At 34.2% G+C, this 13,394-nt stretch carries 13 protein-coding genes; 9 read left to right on the top strand and 4 right to left on the bottom strand.

What is annotated here, in order from left to right; genetic code table 11:
* Positions 1 to 13 precede the first annotated feature (13 nt).
* The 3 genes from GKZ88_RS02790 (at position 14) to GKZ88_RS02780 (ending at position 3,008) form a co-directional block, all read left to right on the top strand.
* Positions 14 to 841, top strand: coding sequence for a ThuA domain-containing protein (locus GKZ88_RS02790; RefSeq protein WP_230392451.1), 828 nt, complete (start codon positions 14 to 16; stop codon positions 839 to 841).
* Between the two features lie 7 nt (positions 842 to 848).
* On the top strand, positions 849 to 1,694 hold the full coding sequence (locus tag GKZ88_RS02785; RefSeq protein ID WP_155100872.1) for a sulfurtransferase: 846 nt from the start codon (positions 849 to 851) through the stop codon (positions 1,692 to 1,694).
* Between the two features lie 72 nt (positions 1,695 to 1,766).
* On the top strand, positions 1,767 to 3,008 hold the full coding sequence (locus tag GKZ88_RS02780; protein ID WP_155100871.1) for an ATP-binding cassette domain-containing protein: 1,242 nt from the start codon (positions 1,767 to 1,769) through the stop codon (positions 3,006 to 3,008).
* A gap of 178 nt (positions 3,009 to 3,186) precedes the next feature.
* Here the strand turns inward: GKZ88_RS02780 and GKZ88_RS02775 are convergent, their stop codons facing one another.
* Positions 3,187 to 4,233, bottom strand: a complete 1,047-nt coding sequence (locus GKZ88_RS02775) for an RluA family pseudouridine synthase (RefSeq protein ID WP_155100870.1) — start codon at positions 4,231 to 4,233, stop codon at positions 3,187 to 3,189.
* The gene (locus GKZ88_RS02770; RefSeq protein WP_155100869.1) at positions 4,223 to 4,840 is read right to left on the bottom strand and encodes a PASTA domain-containing protein; all 618 of its coding nucleotides are present in this window, start codon (positions 4,838 to 4,840) and stop codon (positions 4,223 to 4,225) included. The genes GKZ88_RS02775 and GKZ88_RS02770 overlap by 11 nt, the downstream gene beginning before the upstream one ends.
* 320 nt (positions 4,841 to 5,160) lie before the next feature.
* Here GKZ88_RS02770 and GKZ88_RS02765 point away from each other — a divergent pair, with 320 nt between their 5' ends.
* The 4 genes from GKZ88_RS02765 to GKZ88_RS02750 all read left to right on the top strand — a co-directional run bounded on the left by GKZ88_RS02765 (position 5,161) and on the right by GKZ88_RS02750 (position 8,069).
* Positions 5,161 to 6,132 carry a D-alanine--D-alanine ligase gene (locus GKZ88_RS02765; protein ID WP_132990301.1) on the top strand — a complete coding sequence of 324 codons (972 nt, stop codon included), beginning with the start codon at positions 5,161 to 5,163 and terminating at the stop codon, positions 6,130 to 6,132.
* Between the two features lie 144 nt (positions 6,133 to 6,276).
* Entirely contained in the window at positions 6,277 to 6,735 is a 459-nt protein-coding gene (gene coaD, locus GKZ88_RS02760; RefSeq protein ID WP_155100868.1) for a pantetheine-phosphate adenylyltransferase, read from the top strand.
* Positions 6,736 to 6,817: 82 nt separating this feature from the next.
* Positions 6,818 to 7,420 carry a zinc-ribbon domain-containing protein gene (locus GKZ88_RS02755; RefSeq protein WP_255474696.1) on the top strand — a complete coding sequence of 201 codons (603 nt, stop codon included), beginning with the start codon at positions 6,818 to 6,820 and terminating at the stop codon, positions 7,418 to 7,420.
* 70 nt (positions 7,421 to 7,490) lie between these two features.
* On the top strand, positions 7,491 to 8,069 hold the full coding sequence (locus GKZ88_RS02750; protein ID WP_155100866.1) for an alkylphosphonate utilization protein: 579 nt from the start codon (positions 7,491 to 7,493) through the stop codon (positions 8,067 to 8,069).
* Between the two features lie 310 nt (positions 8,070 to 8,379).
* Here the strand turns inward: GKZ88_RS02750 and GKZ88_RS02745 are convergent, their stop codons facing one another.
* Both GKZ88_RS02745 and GKZ88_RS02740 read right to left on the bottom strand, forming a co-directional pair.
* The gene (locus tag GKZ88_RS02745; RefSeq protein ID WP_155100865.1) at positions 8,380 to 8,826 is read right to left on the bottom strand and encodes a hypothetical protein; all 447 of its coding nucleotides are present in this window, start codon (positions 8,824 to 8,826) and stop codon (positions 8,380 to 8,382) included.
* A 156-nt stretch (positions 8,827 to 8,982) separates the two neighbouring features.
* Entirely contained in the window at positions 8,983 to 10,344 is a 1,362-nt protein-coding gene (locus GKZ88_RS02740) for a DEAD/DEAH box helicase (protein ID WP_155100864.1), read from the bottom strand.
* A gap of 249 nt (positions 10,345 to 10,593) precedes the next feature.
* On the opposite strand from GKZ88_RS02740, the gene GKZ88_RS02735 reads away from it, so the two are divergent.
* Together GKZ88_RS02735 and GKZ88_RS02730 are read left to right on the top strand one after the other, a co-directional pair.
* On the top strand, positions 10,594 to 12,321 hold the full coding sequence (locus GKZ88_RS02735; protein WP_155100863.1) for a M14 family metallopeptidase: 1,728 nt from the start codon (positions 10,594 to 10,596) through the stop codon (positions 12,319 to 12,321).
* Between the two features lie 231 nt (positions 12,322 to 12,552).
* The gene (locus tag GKZ88_RS02730; protein WP_155100862.1) at positions 12,553 to 13,392 is read left to right on the top strand and encodes a hypothetical protein; all 840 of its coding nucleotides are present in this window, start codon (positions 12,553 to 12,555) and stop codon (positions 13,390 to 13,392) included.
* The last annotated feature ends 2 nt before the right edge of the window (positions 13,393 to 13,394 follow it).

Below are 13,394 nucleotides of genomic sequence, written 5' to 3'. Positions count from 1 at the left end.
TTTTAATCAAAAAATGAAATTAGCTGCAAAGTGTATTCTGTTAACTCTTTTTCTTGTTTGTTTTACAGGAATTGCACAGCATAAAAAAGCAAAATTTAAAGTAATTGCTTTTTATACAGGCAAAAATGATCAAGCGCACATAAGTTTTGTGCACGAAGCCAATAAATGGTTTCCAAAAATAGCGGAGGAAAATCATTTTGAATACGATTCAACCAGCAATTGGGACAACCTCAATGCAAAGTTTTTAGCAAATTACCAAGTTGTATTATTTTTAGATACAAGACCAGAAACTCCAGCGCAGCGTGAAGCTTTTCAAAAGCATATGGAAAACGGCGGCGGTTTTATTGGTTTTCATTTCTCGGCCTTTGCATTAAATGATTCATCCTATCCGCAAAACTGGGATTGGTACCATAACACATTTTTGGGTTCCGGTGAATACGGAAGCAATACATGGCGGCCAACATCAGCAGTTTTAAGAGTTGAAAATCAAGATCCGATAACTAAAAACATTCCTAAAACCTTTAAATCTCAGCCAAACGAATGGTATCGATGGAGCAATGATTTGACAAAAAATCCAGACATCAAAATTCTGTTGGCAATTGACGAAAGCAGTTTCCCTTTAGGAACAGGCCCAAAAGCGCATGAAATTTGGCACAGCGGTTATTATCCTGTCGTTTGGACCAATAAAAAATACAAAATGATGTATGTGAATATGGGACATAATGATATTGATTATGAAGGCAAAACCAACAAAACGCTTTCGTATACATTTGAAAATGAAACACAAAATAAAGTAATTTTGAATGCTTTGCTTTTGTTTGGAACTAAAAAAGGTAAATAATTTCAAAATGTCAGACAAACTTTCTCCAATTATAAGTGCTGAAGAATTATTAAAACTTAATTCTTCAGAAATCATATTAATTGATGCCAGAGGCGGCATTAATGCACCAGAAAATTATCTAAACGAACATTTAAAAGGTGCACGATATGTTGATCTAAACAAAGATTTGGCAACAGCCGAAAATCCTGCAGATGGCGGAAGACATCCTTTGCCATCTTTTTCCAAATTTTCTGAAGTGTTGTCTAAACTCGGAATTTCCCCAACAAGTCATGTTGTTGTATACGATGACAAAAACGGATCAAACGCCGCGTCACGATTTTGGTGGATGCTGAAAGCCGTTGGACATGAAAAAATTCAGGTTTTAAATGGAGGTTTACAAGAAGCTATAAAAGCAGGTTTTCCGGTAAGTTCTGAAATTGAAAATTTCGAAAAAACAGAAAATTATCCAATAACGGAATGGAAATTAGCTTTAGTCGATATCAATGAAGTCGATAAAGCTCGAAATAACAACGAAAATATCGTAATCGATGTAAGAGATAAAAATCGATTTGATGGCCTTACAGAACCTCTGGATTTAATTGCAGGACATATTCTCGGAGCAGTAAATGTTCCGTTCAGTGAAAATCTGGATGAAAATGGTCTTTTTAAATCGGCTGAAGTTTTAGCTGAAAAATATACTTCAATTTTAGAAAGCAAATCATCTGAAAACATAATCGTTCATTGCGGATCTGGTGTTACGGCTTGTCACACATTATTAGCAATGGATTATGCCGGAATTCCAATTCCAAAATTATACGTCGGCTCGTGGAGTGAATGGTCACGAAATGACCGCGAAATGGCAACAAAAAAATAGAATAAACTATATTCTTCTTGCCGCTCCCGATGGCTATCGGGAGTGGCAAAAGAAACTTTTAATAATACAGAAATGCAGCACTGGGACATACTTTTATCTAACCAGGTAAACAAAAAAGCTTTTATTGATAACATACTTAACGGCGAAGCAAAAGGAGAATTAGCCGTTTTCAACAATCAAAAAGGTATTTTATTCTCTGACATCGCAATTGAAAAATTCATCGAAAAAGAATATCAATATGACAGTGTAGAAGCTTCTCCGGAATCGCATCGCCAATTGAGAACCTTTTCATCAGGCGAACGCAAAAAAGAATTTTTAAAATACTGTATCAATCAAAAGCCAGATTTTATCATTTTTGATAATCCGTTCGATCATTTAGATCAGGCATCAAGAGTAATTTTAGCCGATTCTCTAAAAGATTTAACTGATGAAATTGCTATTATCCAGCTTTTAAATCGTGTTGTGGATGTTTTGGAATTTGTTCCGAATAAAGCGCAGATCAAAGACAATACTTTTGAATTGCATCCAATTTCAAAAACCGAAAGCCATTTTAAAACTCTGAATACATCAGAAATTCCAAAGGCGATTGAACCACATTCTTTCCACGAAAGTGTATTAATAAAACTGGAAAATGTATCCGTAAGTTACGAGGAAAGAAAAATTCTCGACACTATTTCATGGACCATAAAACAAGGTGAATTCTGGCAGTTAATTGGCCCAAATGGTTCTGGAAAAAGCACCATTTTATCTCTAATTACAGGAGATAATCCAAAAGGGTTCGGGCAGGATTTATTTTTATTCGGAAGAAAAAAAGGAACTGGAGAAAGTGTTTGGGACATCAAAAAACAAATCGGAATCTTCACGACTTCGATGACTGATTTATTTCAAAAAGGCCACACTCTGGAACAAATGATTCTTTCCGGTTTTTTTGATTCCATCGGGCTTTATAATGAGCCAACAACCCATCAACAGCAAATTGTATCGCAATGGCTGGAAGTAATCGAAATGACGCATTTGCGAAAAAAACGCTTTATTGATCTTTCCATCGGGCAGCAAAGAGTTGCGCTGATTGTTCGTGCCGTTTTGAAACATCCGCCATTATTAATTTTAGACGAACCGGTAGAAGGCCTGGACGACGAAAATGTAGATTTGGTCATTCAGCTAATCAATACAATTAAACAGGAAACAAACGTCACAATTTTATACGTTTCGCACAGAATAGAACAAGGCCTCGCTCCTACTTCGGTTTTCGAACTTTTACCAAATCCAACAGGATCAATCGGTAAAATAAAATCCCATTCAGAATTAAACTAGATTTTTTTACCATTAAGATATTAAGTTAATTAAGAGTGTTGCGCTTAATTTTCTTTTAAGAATATTAAGCTTATTAAGATCTACGCTTAATTAACTTAATATCTTAATGGTAAAATAAAAAAAGCCCCAGTTGGAGCTTTTTCTATATTCTTTAATCTATTTTCTTTTTTCTAAAAAATTAATTCTCTTCATCTTCCGTATTATGTGATTTCACATATGTACGCCATTTTTCAATACAATCCTGAAAATCCTGAGGAAGTTCCGTATCAAAACGCATCATTTCTCCCGTATTCGGGTGAACAAATCCAAGCGTTTTAGCATGAAGCGCCTGACGTGGCAATGCTTTAAAACAATTCTCAATAAACTGTTTGTATTTGGTAAACGTCGTTCCTTTCAAAATTAAATGACCACCGTAACGCTCATCATTAAATAACGGATGCCCAATATGTTTCATGTGCGCACGAATTTGGTGTGTTCTTCCAGTTTCTAATCGGCAAGAAATCAAAGTCACATAACCAAAACGTTCCAAAACTTTATAATGCGTAATGGCAGGTTTTCCAATTTCAGGATCAGCAAAAACAGCCATTTGCATACGGTCTTTTAAATGTCGTGCCAAGTTTCCTTCAATTGTACCACTTTCTGCAACGACATTTCCCCAAACAAGCGCAATATATTCACGTTCCGTTGTTTTAGCTTCAAATTGCTTAGCCAAATGCGTCATTGCCGCTTCAGTTTTGGCAACAACCAAAAGCCCAGAGGTATCCTTGTCAATTCGGTGCACCAAACCAGGACGTTCACTGCTGTTCATTGGCAAATTATCAAAATGATGTGCCAATGCATTTACAAGAGTTCCTGTATAGTTTCCGTGACCTGGATGTACCACCATTCCCGGCTCTTTATTGATCAATAAAAACGCATCATCTTCATACACAATATTGATCGGAAGATCTTCTGGCAGAATATGATTTTCGTATGGCGGATGCGACAACATAACCGTTATCACATCAAAAGGTTTTACTTTATAATTTGATTTTACCGGAATATCATTTACAAAAATGTTTCCGTCATTTGCCGCGTTCTGAATTTTATTACGCGTAGCATTCTGAATCAAATTCATTAAATATTTGTCAATACGCAAAAACGCTTGACCTTTTGGGACTTCAAATCTGTAATGTTCGAATAATTCGTCTTCCAGATCTAAATTTTCTTCAATATTATTGTTCATCTTGTGGTGTTTCTACAGGCACTGCAGTACTGTCTGCCTGGCTATCATCTACATAACTCGCTTTTCCGTCACCTAAAACCAAATCAATTTTAGACGCTTTCAACACGCGATCTCCTACTTTTAAATTTCTGCCTTTGTAACGCATTTCCAAAACCATATCTTTCCCAAGATTCGGAATATAAGTAATCGTTCCCAGCTCAAGTCCTAAAGCTTTCAAAGTTGGAACCGCTTCACGATATGTTTTTTCAATCAAATCAGGAATCTTCACAGATGAGAATCCAGACGAGTTAATTTTAATATATATTTTTCTTCCTACTTTCACTTTAGTTCCCGGCAGCGGATCCTGCTCTACAACACTAAATTTCGGATATTCACTTTTGTAATCAACGCTGTCCAAAAGCACATAATCTAAGTCAAGTTCGTCTAGTTTTTCTTCAACTTGTTCTTCCGTTAATCTTGCTAAATTTGGAACTGCAATTTCGTGTCCGTGATCAGTTGTAAAAGTCAGCCAATGCATAAACAAATATCCTAAAACTGCAATGATAGCAGCCGCACTCAATAATTGTAAAAAAAATACGCGGCTAGTTAAATACTTACGTAAACTCATAAATTAATTTTTAGTTGTCGCAAAGATAAAGTATTTCATTTCAAAAAAAATGATAATTTTGTTTAAAACAAGAAACTCCTGCGATTGTCATCCTGAGTGAAGTACAAGGATAATTTTGAGGAGCTGTTTCCTGCTGTCCGCTGTATCTTTTATGGTGAACCCCACCATAAAAGGATGCCGCTTCCATCAGGGCTAGGGCACTCGGTTTCAAAAGAACATTATTTAAAAAATCATATACCCAATAAAAAAATTCAATAACGAGTTTTAACAATCCTGACAAAACTTGAAACTTGAAACAAATTAAAACCTGAAACAAAAACATGAAAAACATTGCCATCATCATGGGCGGATATTCAAGCGAATACAAAATTTCGCTTATCAGCGGAAACGTTGTATACCAATATCTTGACAAAACAAAATACAACGGATTCCGAATTCATATTTTCAAAGAAAAATGGGTTTATGTAGACGCAAATGACGCCGAATTCCCAATTGACAGAAACGATTTTTCTGTAACAGTAAATGGCGAAAAAATTACTTTCGACTGCGTTTTCAACGCCATTCACGGAACTCCGGGCGAAGATGGATTAATGCAGGCTTATTTTGAATTAATCGGTTTACCGCAATCGTCTTGCGATTATTACCAATCGGCATTGACTTTTAATAAACGTGATTTATTATCTGTTTTAAAACCATACGGAATCAAAACAGCAATCTCTTATTATCTAAACAAAGGCGACGAAATCAACACAGCCGAAATCGTTAAAAAAGTAGGTTTGCCATGTTTCGTAAAACCAAACAAAGCCGGTTCAAGTTTCGGAATCTCAAAAGTAAAAACGGAAGCAGAACTGCCAATCGCAATTGAAGTGGCGTATAAAGAAGACAACGAAATCATCATTGAAAGTTTCCTTGACGGAACTGAAGTTTCTGTTGGCGTAATCAATTATAAAGGCGAAATCAAAGTCTTGCCAATTACGGAAATTGTTTCTGACAATGATTTCTTCGATTACGAAGCCAAATACGAAGGAAAATCACAAGAAATCACACCAGCCAGAATCTCTGATGAATTGACTCAAAAAGTAGGAGAAACTGCAAAACGTGCTTACGAAGTCTTAAAAATGAAAGGTTTCTCACGAAGCGAATTCATCATTGTAAACAACGAGCCATACATGCTTGAAATGAATACAATTCCAGGCTTAACTACCGAAAGTTTGATTCCACAGCAAGCAAAAGCAGCCGGAATTTCGCTGGAAGATTTATTTACAAATGCGATTGAGTTGGCTTTGGCCTAGTTACTAAGATACTAAGGTGCTAAGATTTTAGCACCTTATTTTTTTTCAAAAAAATTAAATAATAAAAATTGTCGTTCCGAGCTTCATTATCTAAAAAAAACTTAGAATCTTAGTATCTCAGAACCTCAGAATCTTTAAAAAAAAATGCGAAAAGCCATATTTCCCGGATCATTTGACCCTATTACACTTGGACACGAAGATATCATCAAAAGAGGAATTTCTTTATTTGATGAAATCGTAATTGCAATTGGTGTCAACGCCGAAAAAAAATACATGTTTTCACTTGAAGAAAGAAAACGCTTTATTGAAGAAACTTTCAAAGACGAACCAAAAATTTCGGTAATTACTTATGAAGGCCTAACAATTGATTTGGCACACAAACAAAAAGCCAATTTCATTTTGAGAGGCTTGCGCAACCCAGCCGATTTTGAGTTCGAAAAAGCAATTGCACACACGAACAGACGACTTTCTAAAATTGAAACCGTATTTTTATTGACTGCAGCCAGAACATCATACATCAGCTCAAGTATTGTTCGCGATGTATTGCGAAATGGCGGCGAATATGAAATGCTGGTTCCCGACGCTGTAAGGGTTAAGAAATAACTGAATAAGGTACAAGCAAACTTATTTGCATTGCTCAATTAAATCGTTATTTTTGTTTTTATTAACCAATAAAACCCTAATAATGATTTTTTACGGAACCAAATCGAGACACATTAAAAATGACCGCATTAGCAATGTAGATTGCCCAGATTGCAACACTACGGTTTCTATGAATTACAGTTTATATGAAAAGTATGCACATATCTACTGGATACCATTTTTTCCAATTAAAAAGTTAACCTTTGCCGAATGCAACTCTTGTAAAAAAACATTTGAACAGAAAGATTTTTCAGCCCCTATTAAACAAAAAATACACTACTCGATGGGAAGAATAAGCAGCCCGCTTTGGATGTATTCTGGAATTTTTATTATAGCTGGTATTTTTCTTTTTGCCATGTATAGTTCGGTACAAAAAGGAAAAGACACTGAAACTTTTATTAAAAGCCCTAAAGTAGGAGATGTTTATTTTTTAAATTCAAGCAAAGGTTTTTACTCAAGTGTAAAAGTAAGTAAGGTTTCAAAAGACAGTTTGACTATTTTATTAAATGATATGGAAATTGATAATAAAACAAATATCGATAAAATAGATGTGGACAAAAATTATAATAACAAATCTAATGTTTCTAAAAAAGAGATGCAGAAACTTTATGATGAAAAGAAGATTTTTGAGATTAAACGTAATTAATATTTAATCTTCAAATACAACTTGCAAAATGTAGTATTTAACTGTATTTTTGCCAAAATAAAATAATAAAATGAGCATCGAAAGAGAATTAAGCAAACGAAGCGGATCTAAATGTGAACTTTGCGGCGCGGAAGAAAACCTAAAAGTATATCAAGTACTGCCAACACAAAAAGGCGGAATTGATGAAGCAATATTTGCCTGTACTACCTGTATTGACCAAATTGAAAATCCTGATAATGTTGATCTAAACCACTGGAGATGTCTGAATGACAGTATGTGGAATGAAAATATTCCGGTTCAAGTTGTAGCATGGAGAATGTTGAGCCGTTTGCGAGCTGCAGGATGGCCTCAAGAATTGCTGGATATGATGTATTTAGACGAAGATACGCTTGCGTGGGCACAGGCAACTGGAGAAGGCGAAGATGACGAAAACAAACTGGTTCACCGCGACAGCAACGGCGTAGTTTTACAGCACGGAGATTCTGTTGTTTTGATTAAAGATCTAAAAGTAAAAGGCTCAAGTATGGTAGCCAAACAAGGAACTGCTGTTAGAAACATCCGTTTAGACCATGAAAATGCCGAATATATTGAAGGAAAAGTCGATGGACAGCAGATTGTGATTATCACACAATACGTGAAGAAAATATAGGTGCTGAGATTCTAAGATACTAAGTTGCTGAGATTTTTTGAAATAACAACTATTTTAACCGCAAAGCACACAAAGGATTACGCAAAGTTCGCAAAGTTTTTATTCACAAAGCTTTGCGAACTTTGCACTTTTTACAAAGTCTTAGATAAAAAACTTAGCGTGCTTTGCGTTAAAATAAAGACAACGTAAAGAAACTTGAAACTAGAAACGATAAAAAAAGGCTATTCAAAATTTGAATAGCCTTTTATATTTTATAAGATTTACAGTAACTTGAAACTAAATCAAACCTGAAACCTCAAACTAAACTAAATTATTTTTGAAATAATTTATTGATTTGATCTTTTATAAATGGCTCAGAAACACTGCTTGTTGCTGCTGTAGCTTCTTTACTTGAAACCATAAATTGAACTGTCGCTTTTTCTGGAATAACACTTCCTGTGTAGTGAAGCCAGATATAGTTATTAGGCAATTCTAACTTAATATCATATAACGGACTTGCAGTGAAACCGTTCATAATAATGTTATAAAGACTTGCATAATCGTTATTTACATTTTTGAACGTAAATTTTCTTAAAGTTGATCCTTCGTCATCGTTTTGAATACTAGTATAATATACAGTGTATTCGTCTCCAATTTTTTGAATGTAGTTGTTGTTTACTTTTCCTAATTTCTCAACAGGAACGGTTTCAAGAACTTTAATTTGTGCGAAAGAAACAAAACTAAAGAACAAAATGGCAACGGTAATAATTCTTTTCATAATGGATTTGGGGTTTACATTTTTACTGTAACAAAAAAACATAGAATTTATGAAAAAACCCCTATCAAATCGTTATTTTTTTAACACAAAATTGTAAAACTTAGTTTTCATTTTATAAAAACCTGATAAACAACAAAATAGAACATCACGCTCCATTTAAAACTTTTTGCCCTTCTCCTCTTCTTTCTTGATTACATTGCGCGCAACTTCAATTTTAAACTTCTTGCCTTTCATCTTTTCGTCTTTAATATTCTTTAAAAGCTCTTTTACTTTCCCGAATTTTACTGCTGCAAACGAAACAAAATCTTTTACCTCGATCAGTCCTATATCATCTTTTTCTAATTTTCCTTTTTGAGAAAAGAAACCCACAATATCAAACTTATTTAACTTTGTCTTTTTACCTCCGCTGATGTAAATCGTCTGAAATTCTGGCGGTTTTGGCAAAGAAACTTTTCCTTCAACATTTAAAACGTTCATTTCATAATCAATATAATCAAGCTGTTTTTCACTTTCATGAATGATTACATATGCTGTTCCAGTTGCCTGCATACGTGCTGTACGCCCATTTCTGTGTGTGAATTCATCTTCTTTTAAAGGCAAATGATAATGAATTACGTGTTTCATTTCAGGAATATCCAACCCTCTTGCAGCAAGATCGGTTGTGATTAAATAGGATATACTTCCATTTCTAAACTGAATCAAAGCGCGCTCACGTTCATCCTGATCCATTCCGCCATGATAGTAGGTGGCGTAAATTCCTTTTTCGTTCAAAGTATCGCTGATTCTTTCTGCAGCATCACGATGATTACAAAAAATAATAGCCGACTGCGATTTAAGTGAACAAATTAAATTGAACAAACTTTCCAGTTTATCTTTAGAAGGAGACAAAATCATCTTCATCGAAAGATTTGCTTTTTCTTCTTCTTCCGGAATAAAATCTAAAACCGTTGGATTTATAACTCTTGTATACTTTGGAATTTCAATATCTGAAGTAGCCGAAACCAAAACTCTTTTATTCACTTTAGGCAATCTTCCAATGATGAAAGACATCTGTTCATGAAATCCTAATTGAAGCGATTTATCAAATTCGTCTAAAATTAACGTCTGAATTTTATCTGTTCTAAAAGTATCTCTGTCAATATGATCGGCAATTCTTCCTGGAGTTCCAATCAAAACTGCTGGCGGATTGCTTAAATTCTTGATTTCAGTATCAATGGAGTGTCCGCCATAACAAATATTTACTTTATACTGCGTTCCCATTTTTTTCCAAACCTGCTCAATCTGCAACCCAAGTTCGCGTGATGGAACCAGAATCAAACATTGAACTGATAAAATTTCTGGCTGTAATAATTCTAAAACGGGAAGCAAAAAAGCTAATGTTTTTCCAGATCCCGTTGGCGAAAGCAGTAAAACATTGTTATCGTTCAAAATAGCATCTTGCGCCATTTCTTGCATTTCGTTCAGGCTTTCAATTCCTAAATTCGAAAGTATGTTGTTGGAATGGTGTTTTTTATTCATTTTGCAAAAATAGAGAAAATAGTTGGCAGTGTACAGTTTTTAGTGTTCAGGTTTAAATAGTGTTGAATTTTACCTCACGCAGATTTTGCAGATTAAACAGATTAAATTTTCAACTAATAGAATAAAAAATCTATTTAATCTGCAAAATCTGCGAGAAAACAATATCCGAAAAGCATATCAACTTGAAACTTGAAACAAGAAAAACTTGAAACAAAAAACTTATATTTGATTCCTATTAAAATCAAACTCATGAAACTTTTTACCATTCTCATTTCACTTTTCACGATTACCGCTTTTGCTCAAAACAATAAAAAATACGACACTTTTTTTGAAAAAGGAAACGGAAATCAATCGGCTCCATATGCTGAAACTATAGCATATTTTAAAATGCTGGCAAATGATTTTCCAACGATCCAAATAAAAGAAATGGGTTTGACAGATTCTGGTGAACCTTTGCATATGGTAACTTTTAATCCAGACGCGGCATTTGATTTTGATAAAATTCAGAAAACAAAAGCAGTTCTTTTTGTGAATAACGGAATCCACGCCGGAGAGCCAGACGGAATCGACGCGACGATGCAGTTTTACAGAGATTTAGCCATTGGAAAACTGAAGGCACCAAAAAATACTGTTTTGGTTTGTATTCCTGTTTATAATATTGGCGGGGCTTTAAACCGTAATTCAACAACACGCGCCAACCAAGACGGACCAGAAATTTACGGTTTCAGAGGAAATGCCAGAAACTATGATTTGAATCGTGATTTAATGAAATCGGACACTAGAAACACCAAAAGTTTTGTCGAGATTTTCCAGAAAATAAATGCCGATGTTTTTATTGATAATCACGTGAGCAACGGTTCTGATTATCAATACAAACTGACTTATATTATGACGGAACATAATAAATTAGGAAGCGTTCTGGGTGATTTTATGAACAACGAAATGATGCCGGCGCTGGTAAAAGATTTACAGAAAAAGAAAATCGAAACTACACCTTATGTTGATTCGTTTAAAGACACGCCAGACAAAGGTTTTGGGCAGTTTGTTGACAGTCCGAGATATACAACGGGTTATACTTCTTTGTTTAATACAATTGGTTTTGTGGTCGAAACACATATGCTGAAAAAATATGCCGAGCGTGTAAAAATGACTTACGAATACATGAAATCAACTTTGGATTTTACAGATGCCAATTATCTAAAAATCAAAGAACTTCGCGTTAAAAATCTGGAGCAATACCAGCCAAAGAAAAAATACACTTTGCAATGGGAATTAGACAGCACAAAAGCTACTACTTTTTCGTTTTTAGGATATGAAGCGAGTTACAAAAAAAGTGAGGCGACAACAGGAAATCGTTTGTATTACGACCGAAGCAAACCGTATAAAAAGGACGTTCCGTATATCAAAGAATTCAAATCGCTAAAAGACGTTGTTATTCCGTCTGCTTATATCATTCCGCGCGGATATTGGAATATTATTGATTTATTGAAAAACAATAACATCACTTTTTCACAGCTTAAAAACGACACTATTATTGAAGTGGAGAGCTACAGAATTGCTGATTTTAAAACCGTTCCATCGGCTTACGAAGGACATTATGCACATAGAAACACAACGGTAACTTCTAAAATCGTTAAAATGGCTTTTGCCAAAGGAGATTACATCGTTCCAACAACTCAAAAAGGTGTAAAATATTTAGTTGAAGCTTTTGAACCAGAAGGCGTTGATTCCTTTTTTAACTGGAATTTCTTCGACCCAATTTTACAGCAAAAAGAACATTATTCGGAATATATTTTTGAAGATACTGCGGCAAATCTTTTAAAAGAAAATCCGTCTCTAAAAGCAGAATTAGAATCTAAAAAACAAACTGATGCAGCATTTGCAAAAAGCCCTGAAGCGCAGTTGGAATGGATTTACAAACATTCTGTTTATTATGAAAAGGCGCATTTGCAGTATCCTGTTTATCGTGTTTTGTAGATTTTTTTCTAACGCAAAGCGCGCTAAGATTTTTTTGATTTTGGGTGCGTAATAAAAACGCTAAGATCGCAAAGCTATATGTAGAAAACTGACTTGTCTTAACAAATATTTTATTTGTAAAAACTTTATACAGATGTATACTTATAAACATTTATACTTCAGTAATATTTTACTTTTCATGTTTGTTTTCTACATGCTTTTAATTTAGTTTTGATTTAATAAACTTACAGTATGACAATACCGGATTTAATAAAAGATTTTATTGATGCTAGTAAAGAAAGACTAAAAACTCCTATTTCAGGAGCTTTTTTATGGTCATTTATAATTTATAATTGGCGACCAATTTTTTTATTAATGTTTTCTAATAAATCCATTGAGGATAAGATCACGGTAATCAATAACGAGTATTGTAATCTTCTAGCCATAATAGTACCTATTTTAATGGCAATTTTTTATACAAAAACGATTCCTTGGATAATGCTACAAATCGATAATGATTTATTAGAAACTAAACTTAAGCGAATTGACAATATCTATGATTCAAGATCTCATACAATGGATAGAAAAATTAATATTGCAAAACTAGACTTTAAACTTAAAAATGCCGAATCAGGAAATCGTGAAATAGAGGATTATTTAGAACAAATCGAATCTCTAAAAAACAGCAATAAAGGCTTGCAAGACAGTATTAAAAATATTAATGAAGCAAATAATAATACAATCAACGAACTTAATAACCAATTTACTATGTTGGAGGCCGAAAACTCTAAGTTGAAACATAGATTAAAATACAATAGTTTGCGAGTTAATATTTTAAGTGAAACACTTCATTTAGATCAAAAATTAGTCGATCATACTGTAATAGTCGCAGATACACTGACTTTCACTGAATATATGTTTTTATGGAGACAAAAAATGACAGAGAATAACATGGTCAAATACACAACAGATAAGGCAGAAATGGTCCATGAACTTGCAAACAAGGGTGTTTTCATTATTGACCCGGCAAGCAGTAGCGTGCAATTTACTGAAATCGGAGACCTCTTATGCAAAATAATTCAAACTGTATAAAG

It is taken from the genome of Flavobacterium sp. LC2016-01 (assembly GCF_009711135.1).
GTDB lineage: Bacteria > Bacteroidota > Bacteroidia > Flavobacteriales > Flavobacteriaceae > Flavobacterium.
Note: the sequence above shows the minus strand (reverse complement) of the source record. Positions and strands in the feature narration are given on the sequence as shown.

What these genes read in the sequence shown, in the direction of transcription:
- GKZ88_RS02790 (WP_230392451.1), top strand. Translation starts at nt 14, where the DNA reads ATGAAATTAGCTGCAAAGTGTATTCTGTTAACTCTTTTTCTTGTTTGT.
- GKZ88_RS02785 (WP_155100872.1), top strand. Translation starts at nt 849, where the DNA reads ATGTCAGACAAACTTTCTCCAATTATAAGTGCTGAAGAATTATTAAAA.
- GKZ88_RS02780 (WP_155100871.1), top strand. Translation starts at nt 1,767, where the DNA reads ATGCAGCACTGGGACATACTTTTATCTAACCAGGTAAACAAAAAAGCT.
- GKZ88_RS02775 (WP_155100870.1), bottom strand. Translation starts at nt 4,233, where the DNA reads ATGAACAATAATATTGAAGAAAATTTAGATCTGGAAGACGAATTATTC.
- GKZ88_RS02770 (WP_155100869.1), bottom strand. Translation starts at nt 4,840, where the DNA reads ATGAGTTTACGTAAGTATTTAACTAGCCGCGTATTTTTTTTACAATTA.
- GKZ88_RS02765 (WP_132990301.1), top strand. Translation starts at nt 5,161, where the DNA reads ATGAAAAACATTGCCATCATCATGGGCGGATATTCAAGCGAATACAAA.
- coaD (WP_155100868.1), top strand. Translation starts at nt 6,277, where the DNA reads ATGCGAAAAGCCATATTTCCCGGATCATTTGACCCTATTACACTTGGA.
- GKZ88_RS02755 (WP_255474696.1), top strand. Translation starts at nt 6,818, where the DNA reads ATGATTTTTTACGGAACCAAATCGAGACACATTAAAAATGACCGCATT.
- GKZ88_RS02750 (WP_155100866.1), top strand. Translation starts at nt 7,491, where the DNA reads ATGAGCATCGAAAGAGAATTAAGCAAACGAAGCGGATCTAAATGTGAA.
- GKZ88_RS02745 (WP_155100865.1), bottom strand. Translation starts at nt 8,826, where the DNA reads ATGAAAAGAATTATTACCGTTGCCATTTTGTTCTTTAGTTTTGTTTCT.
- GKZ88_RS02740 (WP_155100864.1), bottom strand. Translation starts at nt 10,344, where the DNA reads ATGAATAAAAAACACCATTCCAACAACATACTTTCGAATTTAGGAATT.
- GKZ88_RS02735 (WP_155100863.1), top strand. Translation starts at nt 10,594, where the DNA reads ATGAAACTTTTTACCATTCTCATTTCACTTTTCACGATTACCGCTTTT.
- GKZ88_RS02730 (WP_155100862.1), top strand. Translation starts at nt 12,553, where the DNA reads ATGACAATACCGGATTTAATAAAAGATTTTATTGATGCTAGTAAAGAA.